Source organism: Roseomonas sp. KE2513 (assembly GCF_016107305.1).
Lineage (GTDB): Bacteria > Pseudomonadota > Alphaproteobacteria > Acetobacterales > Acetobacteraceae > Roseomonas.
This window is the reverse complement of the sequence record NZ_RCVR01000012.1, coordinates 147,854-164,119: the sequence shown is the minus strand read 5'-3', so window position 1 is coordinate 164,119 and position 16,266 is coordinate 147,854. Positions and strand designations below refer to the sequence as shown.

At 73.5% G+C, this 16,266-nt stretch carries 13 protein-coding genes and 1 tRNA gene; 6 read left to right on the top strand and 8 right to left on the bottom strand.

Going from position 1 to position 16,266, the window contains the following annotated elements:
• Positions 1-62: 62 nt before the first annotated feature.
• The 4 genes from D9599_RS14400 to hrpB form a co-directional block, all read right to left on the bottom strand.
• Positions 63-1,496, bottom strand: a complete 1,434-nt coding sequence (locus D9599_RS14400; RefSeq protein ID WP_309228629.1) for a HAMP domain-containing sensor histidine kinase — start codon at positions 1,494-1,496, stop codon at positions 63-65.
• Between the two features lie 28 nt (positions 1,497-1,524).
• Positions 1,525-2,211, bottom strand: coding sequence for a response regulator transcription factor (locus D9599_RS14395; protein ID WP_198381916.1), 687 nt, complete (start codon positions 2,209-2,211; stop codon positions 1,525-1,527).
• Positions 2,212-2,362: 151 nt separating this feature from the next.
• Positions 2,363-3,484, bottom strand: coding sequence for a trypsin-like peptidase domain-containing protein (locus D9599_RS14390; protein ID WP_198381915.1), 1,122 nt, complete (start codon positions 3,482-3,484; stop codon positions 2,363-2,365).
• 82 nt (positions 3,485-3,566) lie between these two features.
• The gene (hrpB, locus tag D9599_RS14385; protein ID WP_198381914.1) at positions 3,567-6,005 is read right to left on the bottom strand and encodes an ATP-dependent helicase HrpB; all 2,439 of its coding nucleotides are present in this window, start codon (positions 6,003-6,005) and stop codon (positions 3,567-3,569) included.
• 149 nt (positions 6,006-6,154) lie between these two features.
• Between hrpB and D9599_RS14380 the strand changes: the two genes are divergently transcribed.
• From D9599_RS14380 to D9599_RS14360, 5 genes are all read left to right on the top strand, one after another.
• Positions 6,155-6,613 (top strand): carboxymuconolactone decarboxylase family protein, encoded by a 459-nt coding sequence (locus tag D9599_RS14380; protein WP_198381913.1) that lies wholly within the window; start codon positions 6,155-6,157, stop codon positions 6,611-6,613.
• A 2-nt stretch (positions 6,614-6,615) separates the two neighbouring features.
• Positions 6,616-7,509: a sigma-70 family RNA polymerase sigma factor gene (locus D9599_RS14375; protein ID WP_198381912.1), complete on the top strand. Its 894-nt coding sequence runs from the start codon at positions 6,616-6,618 to the stop codon at positions 7,507-7,509.
• 96 nt (positions 7,510-7,605) lie between these two features.
• Positions 7,606-8,556, top strand: coding sequence for an aldo/keto reductase (locus D9599_RS14370; protein ID WP_198381911.1), 951 nt, complete (start codon positions 7,606-7,608; stop codon positions 8,554-8,556).
• 240 nt (positions 8,557-8,796) lie between these two features.
• Entirely contained in the window at positions 8,797-10,887 is a 2,091-nt protein-coding gene (locus D9599_RS14365) for a protein-disulfide reductase DsbD (protein ID WP_232480501.1), read from the top strand.
• Positions 10,888-10,944: 57 nt separating this feature from the next.
• Positions 10,945-11,030, top strand: a tRNA-Leu gene (locus tag D9599_RS14360).
• A 1-nt stretch (position 11,031) separates the two neighbouring features.
• On the opposite strand, the gene D9599_RS14355 is transcribed toward D9599_RS14360, so the two are convergent.
• The gene (locus tag D9599_RS14355; protein WP_198381910.1) at positions 11,032-11,883 is read right to left on the bottom strand and encodes an SH3 domain-containing protein; all 852 of its coding nucleotides are present in this window, start codon (positions 11,881-11,883) and stop codon (positions 11,032-11,034) included.
• Positions 11,884-12,066: 183 nt separating this feature from the next.
• Between D9599_RS14355 and D9599_RS14350 the strand changes: the two genes are divergently transcribed.
• Positions 12,067-12,723: a DsbA family oxidoreductase gene (locus D9599_RS14350; RefSeq protein WP_198381909.1), complete on the top strand. Its 657-nt coding sequence runs from the start codon at positions 12,067-12,069 to the stop codon at positions 12,721-12,723.
• 89 nt (positions 12,724-12,812) lie between these two features.
• Here D9599_RS14350 and D9599_RS14345 read toward each other — a convergent pair whose 3' ends face one another.
• The 3 genes from D9599_RS14345 to D9599_RS14335 form a co-directional block, all read right to left on the bottom strand.
• Positions 12,813-13,268 (bottom strand): SRPBCC family protein, encoded by a 456-nt coding sequence (locus D9599_RS14345; protein WP_198381908.1) that lies wholly within the window; start codon positions 13,266-13,268, stop codon positions 12,813-12,815.
• 241 nt (positions 13,269-13,509) lie between these two features.
• Positions 13,510-15,132, bottom strand: a complete 1,623-nt coding sequence (locus D9599_RS14340; RefSeq protein ID WP_198381907.1) for a squalene/phytoene synthase family protein — start codon at positions 15,130-15,132, stop codon at positions 13,510-13,512.
• Positions 15,129-16,223 (bottom strand): glycosyltransferase family 2 protein, encoded by a 1,095-nt coding sequence (locus D9599_RS14335; RefSeq protein WP_309228628.1) that lies wholly within the window; start codon positions 16,221-16,223, stop codon positions 15,129-15,131. Before D9599_RS14335 ends, D9599_RS14340 begins: the two co-directional genes overlap by 4 nt.
• Positions 16,224-16,266: the final 43 nt, after the last annotated feature.

Here is a 16,266-nt window from a genome sequence, read left to right as displayed (position 1 = left end):
GAACGCTGCGCGTTCGCCCGGGAGATGTGGAGAGGGAGGAGCCCTCTCCCAGGCCCACCGGATCAGCCCTCGGCCGCCGGCGAAAGATGAGGCGGCAGGATGAGGGTCGCGGAGAGCCCCGGCGGGGAGGCGCCGGGCCGTGTATCCGTCAGCACGAGTTCGCCCCCGTGCAGCCCGGCCACGGCGCGCACGAGCGATAGGCCAAGGCCGTAGCCGGGGGTGGCGCGCGCGCTGTCGGCGCGGAAGAAGCGCTCGCCCGCGCGGGCGCGGTCCGCCGGGGAGAGGCCCGGCCCCTCGTCCGCGACGGTGATGCGCAGCGCCCCCGCCGAGAGCCCGGCCGAGAGGCGGATGACGCCCCCGGCGGGGGAGAACTTCACCGCGTTGTCCAGCAAGTTCGCGACGGCCTGGAGCAGGAGGTCGCGATCGCCGGTCAGCGGCAGGGATTCCGGCAGATCCACCCGAAGCGCCACGCCCCGCGCTTCCGCGATGGCGTCGTAGAGCTCGGCGGCATCGGCCAGCAGCGGCGCGAGGTCGAGGGAGCCGAAGGCGGCGCGGCGGGCGCCCGCCTCGGCCTCGGTGATGCGCAGCACCGCCTGGAAGATGCGCGTCATCCCGTCGAGATCGGCCAGGCCCGTCTCGATCGCGCGGCGCATGGTCTCGGCATCGCCGTCCAGCGCCTCCTCCAGCCGGCCGCGGGCGCGGGCAACGGGGGTGCGGAGGTCGTGCGCGATGGCATCGGACACGCCGCGGATGCCCGCCATGAGCGTGCCGATGCGGTCCAGCATGGCGTTCATCGTGCGCCCCAGCCGGTCGAACTCGTCCTCCTTGCCAGAGAGGGGCACGCGCTGGCTGAGGTCACCCTGGGCGATGGCCTGCACCGTCTCGGCGGCCGGGCGCAGGCGGGACTGGAGCGCGCGGCGCAGCAGCAGTGCGCCGATGAGGGCGATGAGGCAGGAGGCGCTGGCCGCCCAGCCGAGGCCGCGCCCGAGCAGCTCGCGCAGCCGCAGCCGTTCCTCCACGTCGCGCCCGACGATCAGGCGGTCCCCGTTGGAGAGGTCGGCGCGGTAGAGCCGCGCCTCGGTCAGTGCCCCCTCCCGCACGAGGGGGGCGCGCAGCCAGCGCAGCGCCTCGGCGTCGGGCGCCGGGCCGTCCAGCTCGTCCGGCGTGGCCGCGAGGTTGCCAGCGATCTGGCGGCCGGCGGCATCGGTCAGGCGGTAGAGGTCCTGGGCATCCCCGTCGCGCTGCAGTCGAAAGGTGATGGCCTGCTCCACCCCCGCCCGCCCCGCGTCGCGGTAGCGCTGCATGAGGGCGGCGACATCGGCGCGGATTGCGGCGTCCGTCTGCCGATCCAGCCCGCCCGCCGTGTTCCACCAGACAATGCCCGCGAAGGCGACGCCGCCGAGGAGGAACATGACAGCGAAGAAGACCGCGAAGCGGAAGCCCGCGCTGTCGATCAGGCGCGGCGCCGGCGCGCGCCGGATCTCCGCCGCGACCACGAAGCCGCTCCGCCTCAGGCGCCGGCCTTCACGCCGCGTCCTCGGCGCGGATCATGTAGCCGGCGTTGCGGATGGTGTGGATCAGCGGCTTCTCGAAGCCCCGGTCCAGCTTCTGCCGCAAGCGGGAGACGTGCACGTCGATGACGTTCGTCTGCGGGTCGAAGTGATAGTCCCACACCTTCTCCAGCAGCATCGTGCGCGTCACCACCTGGCCGGCATGGCGCATCAGGTGCTCGAGCAGGCGGAACTCGCGCGGCTGCACGTCGATCCGCTTGCCACCGCGCGTAACGGAGCGGGAGAGGAGGTCCAGCTCCAGGTCGGCCACGCGGAGCCGCGTGGCGGGCACCTCGGCGGCGGGGCGGCGCCCGAGGGCCTCCACGCGCGCCAGGAGTTCGGCGAAGGCGAAGGGCTTGGTGAGGTAGTCGTCGCCCCCGGCCTTCAACCCGCGCACCCGCTCATCGACGGAGGAGAGGGCGGTGAGGAACAGCACGGGCGTGCGGTTCTCCTGCCCGCGGAGCGTCTCGACGAGGCGCAGCCCGTCCACGCCGCCCGGCAGCATGCGGTCGATGACGAGCAGGTCGAAGGGCTCGCCGGCGGCGGCGAAAAGGCCGTCGCGGCCGTTGTCGCGGTGCTCGACGGCGTGGCCGGCCTCGGTCAGGCCACGGCGGACAAAGCGGGCGACCTCGGGGTCGTCCTCGACGAGGAGGATACGCATGGTGGTCCCTGGTGTTCGGCGCGGGGAGAATGCCGTGCCGGGCGGTGAAGGGCCAGATGGGGGCGTGATGGGCGCGAAGTCAAGGATGTGGGTTTATTTTCCTTGACCTTCCTACGCCTTTCTGCCTGGGAAGGTCGGCCCTGCGCCTCTCCTACTGCGGCTGCACCGCCGCCGCCGTTCCCGGCGGGCGCCGCCCCACCTGCACGTTCACGTCCTGCCCGCGCCCCTCCCGCGTCAGGGTCAGCCGCACGCTCTGCCCGGGCGTGACGCCCGCGATGCTGCGGATCAGCGCGCGGGAACTCTCGATGCGGTCCCCGTTCAGGGCGGTGACGAGGTCGCCCTGCCGCAGCCCCGCCCGCGCGGCGGGAGAGTTGCGCTCTACCCCCTGGATCTGCACGCCGCGCCGGCCGCGCGGGGCGTCCGGGTTCACGTCCTGCACCGCCACGCCGAGCCAGCCGCGCTCCACCCGTCCGTCGCGCCGAAGCTGATCGATAACGCCGCGCGCCAGGTCGGAGGGCGTGGCGAAGCCGATGCCGGCGGAGGCGCCGGAGGGGGAGTAGATGGCGGTGTTGATGCCGATCACCTCGCCCGCCGTGTTGAAGAGCGGCCCGCCGGAATTGCCGGGGTTGATGGCAGCGTCGGTCTGGATGAAGTCGTCGAAGGGTCCGGCCCCGATCTCGCGCCCGCGGGCGGAGACGATGCCGGTGGTGACCGTGCCGCCAAGGCCGAAGGGATTGCCCGCCGCCATCACCCACTGCCCCACGCGCACGGGACTGCTGCCCCAGGGCACGGCGGTCAGCGGCACGCGGGATTCGATCCGCAGCAGTGCAAGGTCCGTCAGCTCATCGGTGCCGACCACGCGCGCCGGATGCTCTGTCCCGTCCTGGAGGGAGACGACGACGCGGGCGGCCGAGCCGACAACGTGGTTGTTGGTCACAACGAAGCCGCTGGGATCGATAATGAAGCCCGAGCCCGCGCCCTGCACCTGCTGGCGGTTCCGGCGCTCGCGGAAATAGCGCTCGAAGGGCGTGCCGCGCAGCTCCGGCGGAACCTGCGCCGTCTGCTCGCCAGTCACCGCGATATTGACCACCGCGGGCAGCACCGCCTGGGCGAGGTCCGCGAAGTCCGGCAGCACCGTCATGCGCGGGGAGGCGGATTGCGCCCGGGCGTCGAGCGGCGTGCAGCCGGGGGCGATCGCGACGGCGGCTAGGGCCAGCAGGGCGGCGCGGCGGCCGGGGGAGGTCGCGGGGGGCTGGAAGGCGGAATCGGGCATGCGGGCTACTGGCTCTCCGGCAAGTCGCGGGAATGTCACCCCATAGAGGGGTAGCGTCGAGGAGGTGTTCAAGGTCCGGGGATCAGCCCCCGGCGGAGGGGTCCTCCGGCCAGGCGTGGCGCGGGTAGCGCCCGCGCATCTCCCGCCGCACCTCCGCCCAGCCGCCGCGCCAGAAACCCGGCAGGTCCGAGGTGACGGCGATCGGCCGCCCGGCGGGGGAGAGGAGCGAGACCTGGAGCGGGATGCGCCCACCCATCAGCCGCGGCGGGTCGGCAAGGCCGAAGAGGTGCTGGGCGCGAGCTTCGATGGCCGGCACCTCGCGGTCGTAGTCGATGGCGGCGCTACGGCCTTCCGGCAGGTCCACGCGGGCGGGCAGTTCAGCATCGAGGCGTCGCCGCAGCTCCCAGGGGATGAGGGATTGCAGCACCGCCATCGCGTCCAGGCCACGAAGGTCGGCGAGGCGCGATTTCCCGTGCAGATGGGGGGCCAGCCATTCGGCGGCGGTCGCGGCGAGGGCCGCGTCCGAGACGTCCGGCCAGGGCGCACCCTCCGTCACGTGGGCCCAGCGGAGGCGGGCGCGAAGCCCCGCGGCCGCTTTCGTCCAGTCGAGGTCACGGAAGGCGCGTCCGGCGGCGGCGCGCGCCAGGGCCTCGGCCACTTGTGCCGGATCGGCGTGGGGAAGGGTTGCCTCCTCAAGCACCAGCGGGCCGAACCGCAGACGGCGGCGTGCCACCACCGCCCCGGCGCGAGCGTCGAACTCGGTTACTTCCTCGCGGACGAAGCGCTCGGGGAAGCGGGACTCCAGCACCGCGCGGTCGAGCGGTGCCGCCATGCGGATGCGGGATTCGGTGCCCTGCAGTTCCAGCGCCGCCACCGCCAGCAGCGCGGATTTCCGCAGGGAGTCGGTCGCCGCCAGTCGCGCGCCCTGGCCCGAGGCGAGGCGATAGGCACCCTCCATCGTGCCGCGCCGGGCGGCGATGCGGTCGGGGAAGCCGGCGGCGAGCAGCGCGGCCGGATCGCCATCGGGCTCCGTCCGCTCGGGCACCGCGAGGCGGCGGCGGTGAAGCTGCGCCGTCCGCCGGATGCGGGCGACGGTCGCGCGGTCCGCCTCCGGGTGGTCGCCGCCGCGCAGCAGGTCGAGGCGGAGGCGAAGATCGGTCGGCGCCTCGCGATTGCGGATCGGGTCGCGCTCCTCCAGCAGGGCCGCGAGGTCGGCGGCCAGCGCGCCCTCGCCCGGCGTGCGGGTCTCCACCATCACGCGGGCGAGGCGCGGATGAGCGCCGAGCCTGGCCATGCGCCGTCCGGTCGCGGTGATGCGCCCTTCCGCGTCCAGCGCGTCGAGGTCGTGCAGCAGGGCGCGGGCGGCGGCCAACGCGCCCTCCGGCGGCGGGTCGAGGAAGGGCAGCGCGCGGGGATCGGCGCCCCAGGCCGCGCAGTCGAGCGCGAGGCCGGAGAGTTCGGCCTCGAGCATTTCGGGCCGGTCGGCGAGGGGCAGGCCGCGATGCAGCGCCTCGGTCCAGAGGCGGATGGCGACGCCGGGCTCCGTGCGGCCCGCGCGCCCGGCCCGCTGCTCCGCCGCCGCGCGGGAGATGCGAACGGTGGCGAGGCGGGTGAGGCCGGTCGCGGCATCCAGGCGCGGCGCGCGTCGGAAGCCGCCATCCACCACGATCCGCACGCCCGGCACCGTCAGCGAGGTTTCGGCGATGGAGGTCGCCAGCACCACCTTGCGGCGGGTGGAGGGGTTCAGCGCCCGGTCCTGCTCGGCGGGCGGCATCTCGCCGTGCAGCGGCAGCACCTCGGCGTCGATGCCGGAAAGGCGCTCGGCGGTGCGCCGGATCTCGCCCCAGCCGGGGAGGAAGGCGAGGACGTCGCCGGGATGCGCGCGCAGGGCTTCGCGGATGGCGCCCGCCATGGCCTCCGGCAGGTCGCGCGGTTCCTTGATGTCGCGCGGGCGGTGATGGACCGCCACGGGGAAGGCGCGGCCGGCGCTCTCGATCAGCGGCGCGTCCAGCAGCCCGCCGAAGCCGGCGGCGTCCAGCGTCGCGGACATGGCCACCAGCCGCAGGTCCGGCCGCAGCGCGCGCTGCATGTCCAGGCAGAGGGCGAGGCCGAGATCGGTGTCGATGTGCCGCTCATGCGCCTCGTCGAAGAGCACGGCCGAGACGCCCTCAAGGTCCGGGTCCGATTGCAGGCGCCGCACCAGCAGCCCTTCCGTCACCACCTCTATCCGCGTGCGGTCGGAGACGGCGCGGTCGAGGCGGGTGGAGAGGCCGACCAGGCCGCCCGGCCCGCCCTCTCCCACCAGTTCGGCCATGCGGCGGGCGGCGGCGCGGGCGGCGACGCGGCGGGGTTCCAGCACGAGGATCTTCCCGCCCGCCCAGGGCTCGTCGAGCAGGGTGAGCGGGACGAGGGTCGTCTTGCCCGCGCCTGGGGGCGCGACGAGGACGGCGTTGGGGCCGGCGCGAAGGGTTGCAAGAAGGGCGGGAAGGGCCTCGGCGACGGGGAGCTCGGGAAGCTGCATGGACGCGGAAAGCATGGGGATCGGTCTCGGCGCCAGGGGGCAGCTTGTCAAACCTCGGGACCGCGCTGCGCGAAAATTCGCGCCGCGGCGTCACATCCGGCCGCCCTGCCTCGTCCTATGGCCGGCAACCCCAGCAAGGACAGAGCACTATGACGCCCCGCCTCGACTACTTCGCCGCCGCTCCCCGGCTCATGCAGGCCATAGTCAGCCTCGAGAAGGCCGTCGCCTCCTCGGGGCTGGAGCAGGGGCTGATCGAGCTGGTGAAGACCCGCGCATCCCAGATCAACGGCTGCGCCTTCTGCATCGACATGCACACGCGCGACGCCCGCAAGGCGGGGGAGAGCGAGGCGCGGCTCTACCTCCTGGATGCCTGGCGCGAGGCCCCGCACTACACGCCACGGGAGCGCGCGGCCCTCGCCTGGACGGAGGCGCTGACCCTCGTGGCCAGCACCCGCGCGCCCGACGAGGACTACGATAGGCTGAAGCCGCATTTCACCGAGGAGGAGATCGTGAAGCTCTCCCTGCTCATCGCGACGATCAACGCCTGGAACCGGCTGGCCATCGGCTTCCGCGCCGTGCCGGCCTCGGCGATCCAGGCGGCGGCCTGACGATGGCGGGCGGGCCCGAGGCCATCGAACACTTCGCGCCGCTGCGCGCGGAACTGATCGGGCTCGCCTACCGCATGACCGGCTCGCTCGCGACGGCGGAAGACATCGCGCAGGACGCCTTCCTCCGCTGGAACGCGGCGGATCGCGGCGGGATCGAGGTGCCGCGGGCCTGGCTGCTGAAGGCCACCGCCCGCCTCAGCCTCGACCATCTCCGCTCCGCCAGGCACCGGCGCGAGCTCTATGTCGGCCCCTGGCTGCCCGAGCCGGTGCTCGATTCGGGGGAGGCGCCGCAGCAGGCCGCGCACGCCCATGTGCAGGAGTTGTCGGTCGCCTTCCTCCTCGCCCTGCAGCGCCTCACCCCGGCGGAGCGGGCGGTCTTCATCCTGCACGACCTTTTCGAAACCTCCTTCGCCGAGATCGCCGGCCTTCTCGGCCGCAGCGAGGCCGCCTGCCGCAAGCTCGCCACCCGTGCCCGCGCGCATCTCGGCGAGGCGGAGCCCCGCCAGGACGTGACGGAGGAGGAGGCGCGGCGCATCGCCGGTGCCTTCCTCGCCGCCTCTCGCGACGGCGACGAGGCCGCGCTGCGCGGGCTGCTGGCGGAGGATGTGGTGCTGCGGACGGATGGCGGCGGCGTCCGGCCCGCGGCCCTCAACCCCATCGCGGGCGCGGACCGGGTCGGGCGCTTTTTCGCGGGCTTGGCGCGCAAGCGGGCGGCACCCCCCTCCCCACTGCTGCATCTCGGCCGCGTCAACGCGCTGCCCGGCTATGTCACGCTGGAGCCGGACGGGCTGCCGCAGACCACGGCGCTGGAGATCCGCGATGGCCGGATCGCCGCGATCTACATCGTGCGGAACCCGGAGAAGCTGGGGCAGGTGCGCGCGGCGGTGCGGGCCTGACGGCCGCGGCCGCGCTTCCGCGGGGGCGGGTGCCCCCCTGGGCAGCGCGGGGGGCGCCGCCCAACTGGGGTCCTGCACCAGGAGATGGACCACCTCATGCAGATGCGCGCCCTCGGCCGGACCGGCCTCGAGATCGCCCCCCTCGTCTTCGGCGGCAATGTCTTCGGCTGGACCGCGGACGAGCCGACGAGCTTCTCCCTGCTGGACCGCTTCGTGGATGCCGGGCTGAACGCGATCGACACCGCCGATGTCTATTCCCGCTGGGCACCGGGGCACCGGGGCGGCGAGTCCGAGGAGATCATCGGTCGTTGGCTACGCGCTAATCCCGGCAAGCGGCAGCGGGTGTTGATCCTCACCAAGGTCGGCATGGACATGGGGGAGGACCGCAAGGGCCTCTCGCCGCGCTGGATCGAGCGGGCGGTGGAGGACTCGCTCCGCCGCCTGGGCACGGACCGGATCGACCTCTACCAGTCCCATTCCTTCGACGCTGACACCCCGCAGGAGGAGACGCTGCGGGCCTATGAGGCGCTGATCAAGGCCGGCAAGGTGCGGGCCATTGGCTGCTCGAACTTCGACGCGGCGCAGCTCTCGGAAGCGCTGGACACCGCCAAGGCGCAGGGCCTGCCGCGCTACGAGTGCCTGCAGCCCGAGTACAACCTCTACGACCGTGGAAGCTTCGACGGCCCGCTGCGCGATCTCGTCATGCGGAAGGGCATCGGCGTCATTACCTATTTCAGCCTTGCCGCCGGCTTCCTCTCGGGCAAGTACCGGTCGAAGGCGGACCTTGAGGGCCGGGCCCGGGCCGTGCGGGTGGAGCGATACCTCAACGAGCGCGGCACCCGCATCCTCGCGGCCCTGGACGAAGTTTCGGCCCGTGCCGGCGCCGCCCAGGCCGAAGTCGCCCTCGCCTGGGTGATCGCGCGGGAGGGTGTGACGGCGCCGATCGCCAGCGCCACCAGCCTCGACCAGATGGAAAGCCTTATACGCGCGGTGAACCTCACCCTCTCGGCGGAGGATATTGCGGCGCTGGATAAGGCAAGCGCCTGATGCCGTTGGCGGAGAGGGCACGGCCCTCTCCGAGCCTCTCCCGCCAAGGGCCTGAGGCCCTTGTATCCCATCTGGCTGCCGCGAAACCTTCCTGAGCGTGCAGTCGCCTCGGGCCACCGACCCGAGGCGCATCGGCCGCATGGTGAGTCCGCCTTGAAGAAAAAGATGATGGTGAGGGGCCCGGGGAGAGGAAGAAACCCTTCTTCCTCTCCCCTGTGTCACCCGCGGCGACAGCAGCCGTTGCACGCCCCCGCGCATCGGTCCTATCCCCTGGCCATGCGCGCCCTCCTCCTCCTGCTGGCGTTCCTGCTGGTCCCCGCCGCCGTGCGGGCGGTGGAGAGCGAAGCCGTGGTTTCGCCGCGCGCCCGGGTGACGCTGGTGACAGAGGCGGCGGCGGTCGCGCCCGGGGGGACCTTTCGGCTTGCGCTGCGGCAGGTGCTCGCGCCGGGCTGGCACACCTACTGGACCAATCCAGGCGACGCAGGGGAGCCGCCCTCGCTCGACCTGTCGCTGCCCGATGGCGGCGAGGCCGGCCCGCTCGCCTTTCCCGCGCCGCTCCGCATTCCCTACGGGCCACTCGTGAATTTTGGCTACCTGGGGGAGGCGGTCTTCCCGCTGACAGTCACCGTCCCTGAAGGGCTCCAGCCCGGCCGCATCTTCACCATCGAGGGCACGGCACGCTGGCTGGTCTGCGCCGATCTCTGCATTCCCGAGGAGGGCGCCTTCCGGCTCGACCTGCCTGTGGAGGCCGCGACGCGCACCGACCCGACGGCGACGGAGTTGTTCCGCGCGGCCGAAGCCGCCCTGCCCCGCCCCTCCCCTTTCGCGGTGCGGGCGGGCTTCGAGGGCGGGCGGGGTGCGATCGAGCTGGCGGGCGCCGGGCTGGGCCCGGCCTCGGTGCGGCAAGCCTTCTTCTTTCCCGATGAGGTTGGCGTCCTCGGCAATGCCGCGCCTCAGCCCCTGTCGGTGCGGGAAGGTGCGCTGGTGCTCGGGCTGGCGCGCGGCCCGGGGTCGGAGGCAAGGCCGCTGCCGCGGGAGTTGTCCGGCCTCGTCGCCATCACGGACGCGGCCGGCGTGCGCGCCGCCTACAGGGTTTCGGCCGCGCCGGGCGCGGTGCCTGAAGGCGGTGGGGCAGCGCTCTGGCAGGTGGTGCTCTGGGCGGCGCTCGGCGGGCTGATCCTCAACCTCATGCCCTGCGTCTTCCCGGTGCTGGCGATGAAGGCGATGGGCATCGCGCGGCTTTCCGGCGCCTCGCGCAACGCGGTGCGGGCGGAGGCGCTGGGCTATGTCGCGGGGGTGGTCGCTGCCTTCCTCGCAGTCGGTGGCGCGCTGGTCGCGGCGCGGCTGGCGGGATCGGCGGCCGGATGGGGGTTCCAGTTCACCGCTCCCGCCTTCGTCGCGGCACTCGCCTGGCTGATGCTGGCCGTGGGGCTGAACCTTTCCGGCGTCTTCGCCGTGGGCGGGCCCTCCACGGGCGGGCGGCTCGGCAGCTTCGGCACCGGCGCGCTGGCGGTGGTGGTCGCCACCCCCTGCACGGCCCCTTTCATGGCGGCGGCGCTGGGCGCGGCGCTGGCAATGCCGCCGCTCGCGGCACTGGCCGTTTTCGGCGCCATGGGCCTCGGGATGGCCGCGCCGCACGCGCTGCTGGCCGCCTTCCCCACCCTTGCCCGCCTCCTGCCGCGGCCAGGGGCCTGGATGGAGCGGCTGCGGCAGCTCCTCGCCTTCCCGATGTATGGCGCGGCGGCCTGGCTCGCCTGGGTGGCCTCGGTGCAGGCGGGGCCGGAGGGGCTGGCCTGGGTGCTGGCGGGCGCGCTGCTGGTGGGTTTCGCCGGCTGGGCGCTCGGCGTGGCCCAAGCGACGGGCGGCGGGCGGATCGGACGCGGGGCGGCGGTGCTGGCCGTGCTCGGCGCTCTCGCCCTGCTGCCGATGGTGTCCGGCAGCACGCCGGCGGCCACCGCGGCCGTTCCGGGCGAGGAGGCTTGGTCGGCGGACCGGCTGGCGGCGCTGCGCGCCGAGGGGCGGCCGGTCTTCGTGAACCTCACGGCCGCCTGGTGCATCACCTGCCGGGTGAACGAGCGCGTGGCACTCGATACCGAGGCTACGCGCGCCGCCTTCACCCGAGTGGGCGTCGCGCTGCTCACGGGCGATTGGACCCGGGGCGATCCCGCTATCACGGCCCTGCTGCGCGAGCGCGGGCGGGACGGCGTGCCGCTCTACCTCTTCTACCCCGCGGGCGGCGGGGAGCCCGTCGCGCTGCCGCAGATCCTGACGGAGCGGATGGTGATCGAGGCGATCTCCGCCACCCCGGAGCGCCCGCGACCGGCGGCTTGATCACGCCACTCGATCCGGAGGCGTGACGGGACCGCAAACGGCGCTATGATGCGCCGTCCCCCCTTGGCGGAACGGTAGACGCAGGCGACTTAAAATCGCTCACCCGTAGGGGTGTGCCGGTTCGAATCCGGCAGGGGGGACCAGTTATTCCACCGAGGCGACGGCGCTGCCCGTGCGCCGGACATTCGCTCCGCCCTGGCTTAGGCCGGGCAGGAGACCCTGGTTCATCCCCTGGCCGGCTGCCTGCCCGATCCCCGCGCCGCCTCCCTGCACGGTAACGAGGCTGCCGTGGATCCAGCCCTCCGGCGCGCTCTCGCCCACTTGGTACCAGCCGCCCGGCGCGGTGCCGAAGACGTTCAGCACGGCGCCCGAGCGCGCCACCCGCAGCACTGTACCGCCCCCGTTCGGGGAGGAACGGAGATTGCCGTTCTGGCGCATTACCAGCGTGCCGGCGGCCCCATGCAGCGGCGCGGCCGAAGCGGGCTCGACCGCCACGGGCGGCACCACCGGCTGGCTTGGCTGGGCCATCTGGTCCAGCGTCGGCAGCCCGTTCGGTAGCGGCGGCGTCGGCGAGGAGACGGTGCTGCCCCCGGCCCGCTGTACCGGCCCGCCACCATCGAAGCAGCGGCCGACCAGCTCCACATAGACGCGCGTCGCCTCGATGTTGCTGCGGCCGATATACTGCTCCACCTCGGTCGTGCCGCCCACGGTCTTCACCACGGAAACGAATGGCACGAAGACGGAGTCGCCTGAGACGGTAGCCTGGCCGCAGACGGCATAGGTATCCGCGATCGCCTGGCGATGCGTCTCGACCGCGCGGAAGCGCAGGTTCTCGGGATCGCGGGCGGCGGCACGCACGCGCTCCTCCGCTGCCGCCTTCACGCGAGAGACGGCGCCATTCCCGGCGGTGGTCCCGGATGACTGGCCCTTGGGTGCGGCATCCTCCCAGCAACCGCCCAGCGCCAGCAGGCCCACGAGGAGAAATCCCTTACGCAACACGTCGTTCCACCCGATTCCATGGTTCAAAGCTCACAACGCCGAAGGGGGCCGAGTCTCGGTTTCACGAACCCGTGCCCCGTCGCGCAACCAGTGGTGCGACCGGCGGCACCCTGCGCGGCCATGGCGCTGGCGCGCGGGAGATGGTTGCATCACACCCCGGATGAGAAGAGGAAAGCGCGCATGCCCGGGCCCGACGCAACGCTGCTTGTCGTGGTGGACACGGTCTGCCCCTGGTGCTGGCTCGGCAAGCGGCGGCTGGACGCGGCGCTTGCCATGCTCGCGGCGGAGGGCCTGCGCCTCGCCCGCCAGTGGCACCCCTTCCAACTGAACCCCGACATGCCCGCGGGCGGGATGCCGCGTGCCGAGTACCGGGCGCGGAAGTTCGGCAGCGTCGAGCGCGGGCGGGAACTCGACGCGGGGCTGGCGGCCGAGGGTGCGAAGGACGGTCTGGCCTTCGGGTTCGAGCGGATCGAGCGCTCGCCCAACTCCCTCGCCAGCCACCGGCTCATCCGGCTCGCGGCCCTGGAGGGTGGACCGGTCCTTGCGGATGACGTCGCGGAAGGGGTCTTCGCCGCCTACTTCTCGGAGGGACGCGACATCGGCGACCCCGCGGTGCTGGCCGCGATCGGCAACGCCGCGGGCCTGCCGCCCGGCCGCGCCGCGGCGATGCTCGCCACGGACGAACTGGCGGCGGAGGTGGCGGAGGATGCCGCCCGCGCCGCCGGACTGGGCGGCGTGCCGGCGATCATCCTCGGGCGGCAGCTCATCGTCTCGGGCGCGCAGCAGCCCGCGGCCATGGCGGCTGCCATCCGCGCGGGGCTGCGCGAGGCGGCCTGACGGAAGGCGGGTGCGTCAGGGATCGGGCGGACGCCGCCCTTTCGCCCGGCACCACCTCCGGGCCCTTTAAGGAGGGCGGTTTCCGTCCCTCAGATGGCATTCTCCACGAGGGCCTTGAGCTGGTCCGCCGCAGCGCCCCAGCCAGCCTCGAAGCCCATCGCCCGGTGCCGTTCGAGCGCGTCGCGCGTCCAGTGGCGAGCGCTGGCCCTGTACACTGTCCGGTCCCCCTCGGGCTCAACCTCGAAGACGCCGACCATGAAGGGCCCAGCAGGCCGCCAGCCCACGGTGAAAGCGTCGGTGAAGATGAAACGCCTGTTGGGCTCGAAGGACAGAACGACGCCCTCGTTCAGCATCTCCTCCCCGTTCGGCCCGCGCATGACGATGGCGCTGCGTCCGCCCGATCTCCATTCGAGCTCGCGAATCCGCGCCTGCCACGGCCTCGGGCAGAACCAGTCCTCAAGCTGCTCCGTCATCACGCGCCAGACCTTCTCGACGGGCGCATCGATGCGGCGCTCGATCCGCAGCTCCAGGTTTTCCTCGGTCATTGTCCTGTCCTCCTCTCTGCCGAGTGTGAGCCGCCTTTCGTCCCTGCCCAACCCGTCCCGGTCCCGACCATCGTGTGCGGATCTGCCGCGCGTGGACAGGCGCACCGACGCACGGACGACCGGCGGAGGTGCGGAGCCGCCAATCCTTCGCCCGTGGACGAAGGATCGCGCCGTCCCGGTCCGGACCTTTTCAGGGATGCCCTGAACGCCCGGCCTCGGCCGCCTGCCCGGTTGGCCGCGATCACCCCCAGCCGAGCGCTATCGCCGCCAGCCGCGCCCGCTCCGCCGTGCCCAATCGCGGGCGGAGGCGCGGCGGGTGGAAGCCGCGGGCGACCAGGCGGTCGAGGATCCGGCGATAGGCCCACATCATCACCCGCGCGGGGCGCAGCGGCCCGGCATTGGCGGAGGTCAGCTCGGCCTCGGCCGCCGCGAAGCCGGCCTCGGCGCGGCCGAGCAGGCGGTGGCAGGCCTCGTGCAGGTCGGGGCGCTCGAGAAGCTCCGCCGGGGAGGCGTCGGGGCCGAGCCAGGAGAGAGGGATGTAGACCCGGTCCCGCTCCGCGTCCTCGTCGATGTCGCGCAGGATGTTGACGAGCTGCAGCGTGCGGCCGAGGGCGAGGCCGAACTCCACCGCCTCCGGCGCGCCGAAGATCCGCACGGACATGGCGCCGACGCTGCCTGCCACGCGGCGGCAGTAGAGCTCCAGCGCCGCCTCGTCCGGCAGGCGCAGCCGGGGCGCGGCGTCGGTCTCCATGCCCTCGATCATGGCGATGCATTCTGAGTGCGGCAGGTCGAAGCGGGCGCGCGCCCAGGCGAGCTCGCGCGAGAGGGCGCAGTCGGGCGCGTCGAGCTTCGCGCGCCACTCCGCGAGGAAGCGGCGCTTCTCGGTGAAGGGCGCGGCCCCGTCGGCGATGTCATCCACCGCGCGGCAGAAGGCGTAGACGGCGTAGAGTGCCCGCCGCCGCTCCCCGCGCAGCGAGGCCATGCCGCGGGAGAAGGAGGAGCCCGCCCGCGCGACCGCCGCGCGCACCACCGCCGCGTCGGAGGCCGGGCGCGGCGAGGCGAGCAGTGCCGCCAGCGCGTCCGCCTTCGTCAGCGCCACGCGGCCGGCCATGGGGTCGGCCGCGCGCAGCCGCGCCAGCAGCCGCCGCGCGCAGCCAATGGTGGTGGCGGATTCGAGGGCCAGGCGACGGCTTTGCAGGCGGTGCGGCAGGGCAGCCGCGATGTCGAGCAGCGCCTCGCAGCGGTCCAGCAAGGCGTCGAGCAGGGCGCGGCGCGGTGCCGGTTCGTTGAAGACCGCCGCCTCGCCCCCGACCTCGTTCATCCAGGCTCGCGGCAGGTAGATGCGGCCGATCTGCGCGCGGTCCTCGCCCATGTCCTGCAGGTGGTTGAGGACCTGGAGCGCGATGCAGAGCGCATCCGCCGCGGGCTGGGGCGCCGAGCCCTCTCCGTGCAGGCGGAGCAGGATGCGGCCGACGGGCACGGCGGAATAGGCGCAGTAGTCCACCAACCCTGCCCAGTCCTTGCAGCCCTCGTTGCGGGAGTCGCGGCGGAAGGCGGTGAGCATGGCGCGCGCCTCCTCCACGCCGGCACCGCTCGCCCGCAGCGCCGCCGCCTCGGGGACGCCGGGGGCACCGTCGAGGGCAGCCTCGATCGCGTCCAGCCGCCGCAGCTTCTCGGCGGGGTCGAGGTCGGGGCTATCCGCGATGTCGTCCGAGAGGCGCACCACCCGGTAGAAAGCGAGCACCTTGGCCCGCACCGCTGGGGAGAGCAGGCGGGAGGCGACGGGGAAGTTCTCGCTGTCCGGCCCGCGCGTCGGCGCCCCGGCGGCCACGCCCTCCATCTCCGGGGCCATATGCGCGCTCACAGCCCGTCCGCCGGCTGGTAGGCCCGGCCCTTCCATCCCGCGGGGCGGCCGAGGGCGGAGCGGATGAGGGCGGTCCACTGGATGGCAAGGGCGACGGCGACGGTCAGGGGATGCAGGGGAATGGTCCAGAGCGGTTCGCGCACGCGGATCGTGATCGCGGCGCGGGTGAGAAAGGAAAGAACCAGCGCCGCCACCGCCCAGGGGCTCGGCAGCAGCAGCCACGGCAGAAGATGCGGCCCGGCCAGCAGCACCGTCCAGACCGGCAGGCCGGCGGGGGTGGCCATGCCCTCGCGGGCGTTCTTAATGAAGCCGCGCCAGGCCTCGGCGAAGCCGGAATACATGCGGCACTCGGCGAGGGGACTGCCGTCCACCACCTCCGTCCAGTGACCCGCCTCGCGCAGGTTGCGCGAGAGGGCCATGGCATCGTGCAGCCGGTGGCGGAAGGCCGCGTGGCCGCCCACGGCCTCGTAGGCGCCGCGTTCGGCCATCAGGAGCTGGCCGCAGGCGGCGGCCATGGCGGGGTGCTCCGTGAAGGCGCGGCCGGCACCCGGCAGGTAGCCGAGCATCATGAGGTTGATGGCGGGCACCGTGACCCCCTCCCCCGGCGTGCCGAGGATCTGCCGGGGCACCCCGCTGACGAGGGCAAGGCCGTTCGCGCGGGCATGAGCCGCCATGCGCGCCGCGGCGTCTGGCGCCAAGCGCACATCGGCGTCGATGAAGAGCAGGTGCGTGCCCCGCGCGGCCTCCGCCAGCCGGGCGCAGGCATGGACCTTTCCTGTCCAGCCCGGCGGCAGCGGCGGCGCGCGGAGGAGGCGCAGGCGCGGGTCCGCCTCCGCCCGCGCCGCGACGATCGCGGCGGTGCCGTCGGTCGAGCCGTCGTCCATCACCAGCACCTCGACCGCGACGCCCGTGCTGGCGAGCGCGGCGTCGAGGCAGGCGCCGATATTCGCCGCCTCGTCCCGGGCGGGGATGAGGACCGAGACAAGGGTATCCGACGCGGGCACCCCCTCCGCCCGGCCGAGCAGGAACAGGTTGGCCGCCGTCATGCTGGCGGGGAAGGTCGCGATGAGGAGGGAGAAGATGTCGATCACCGCGCATCCCCCCCATTGGCTGCTTCAGGCGTCACGCGGGGCA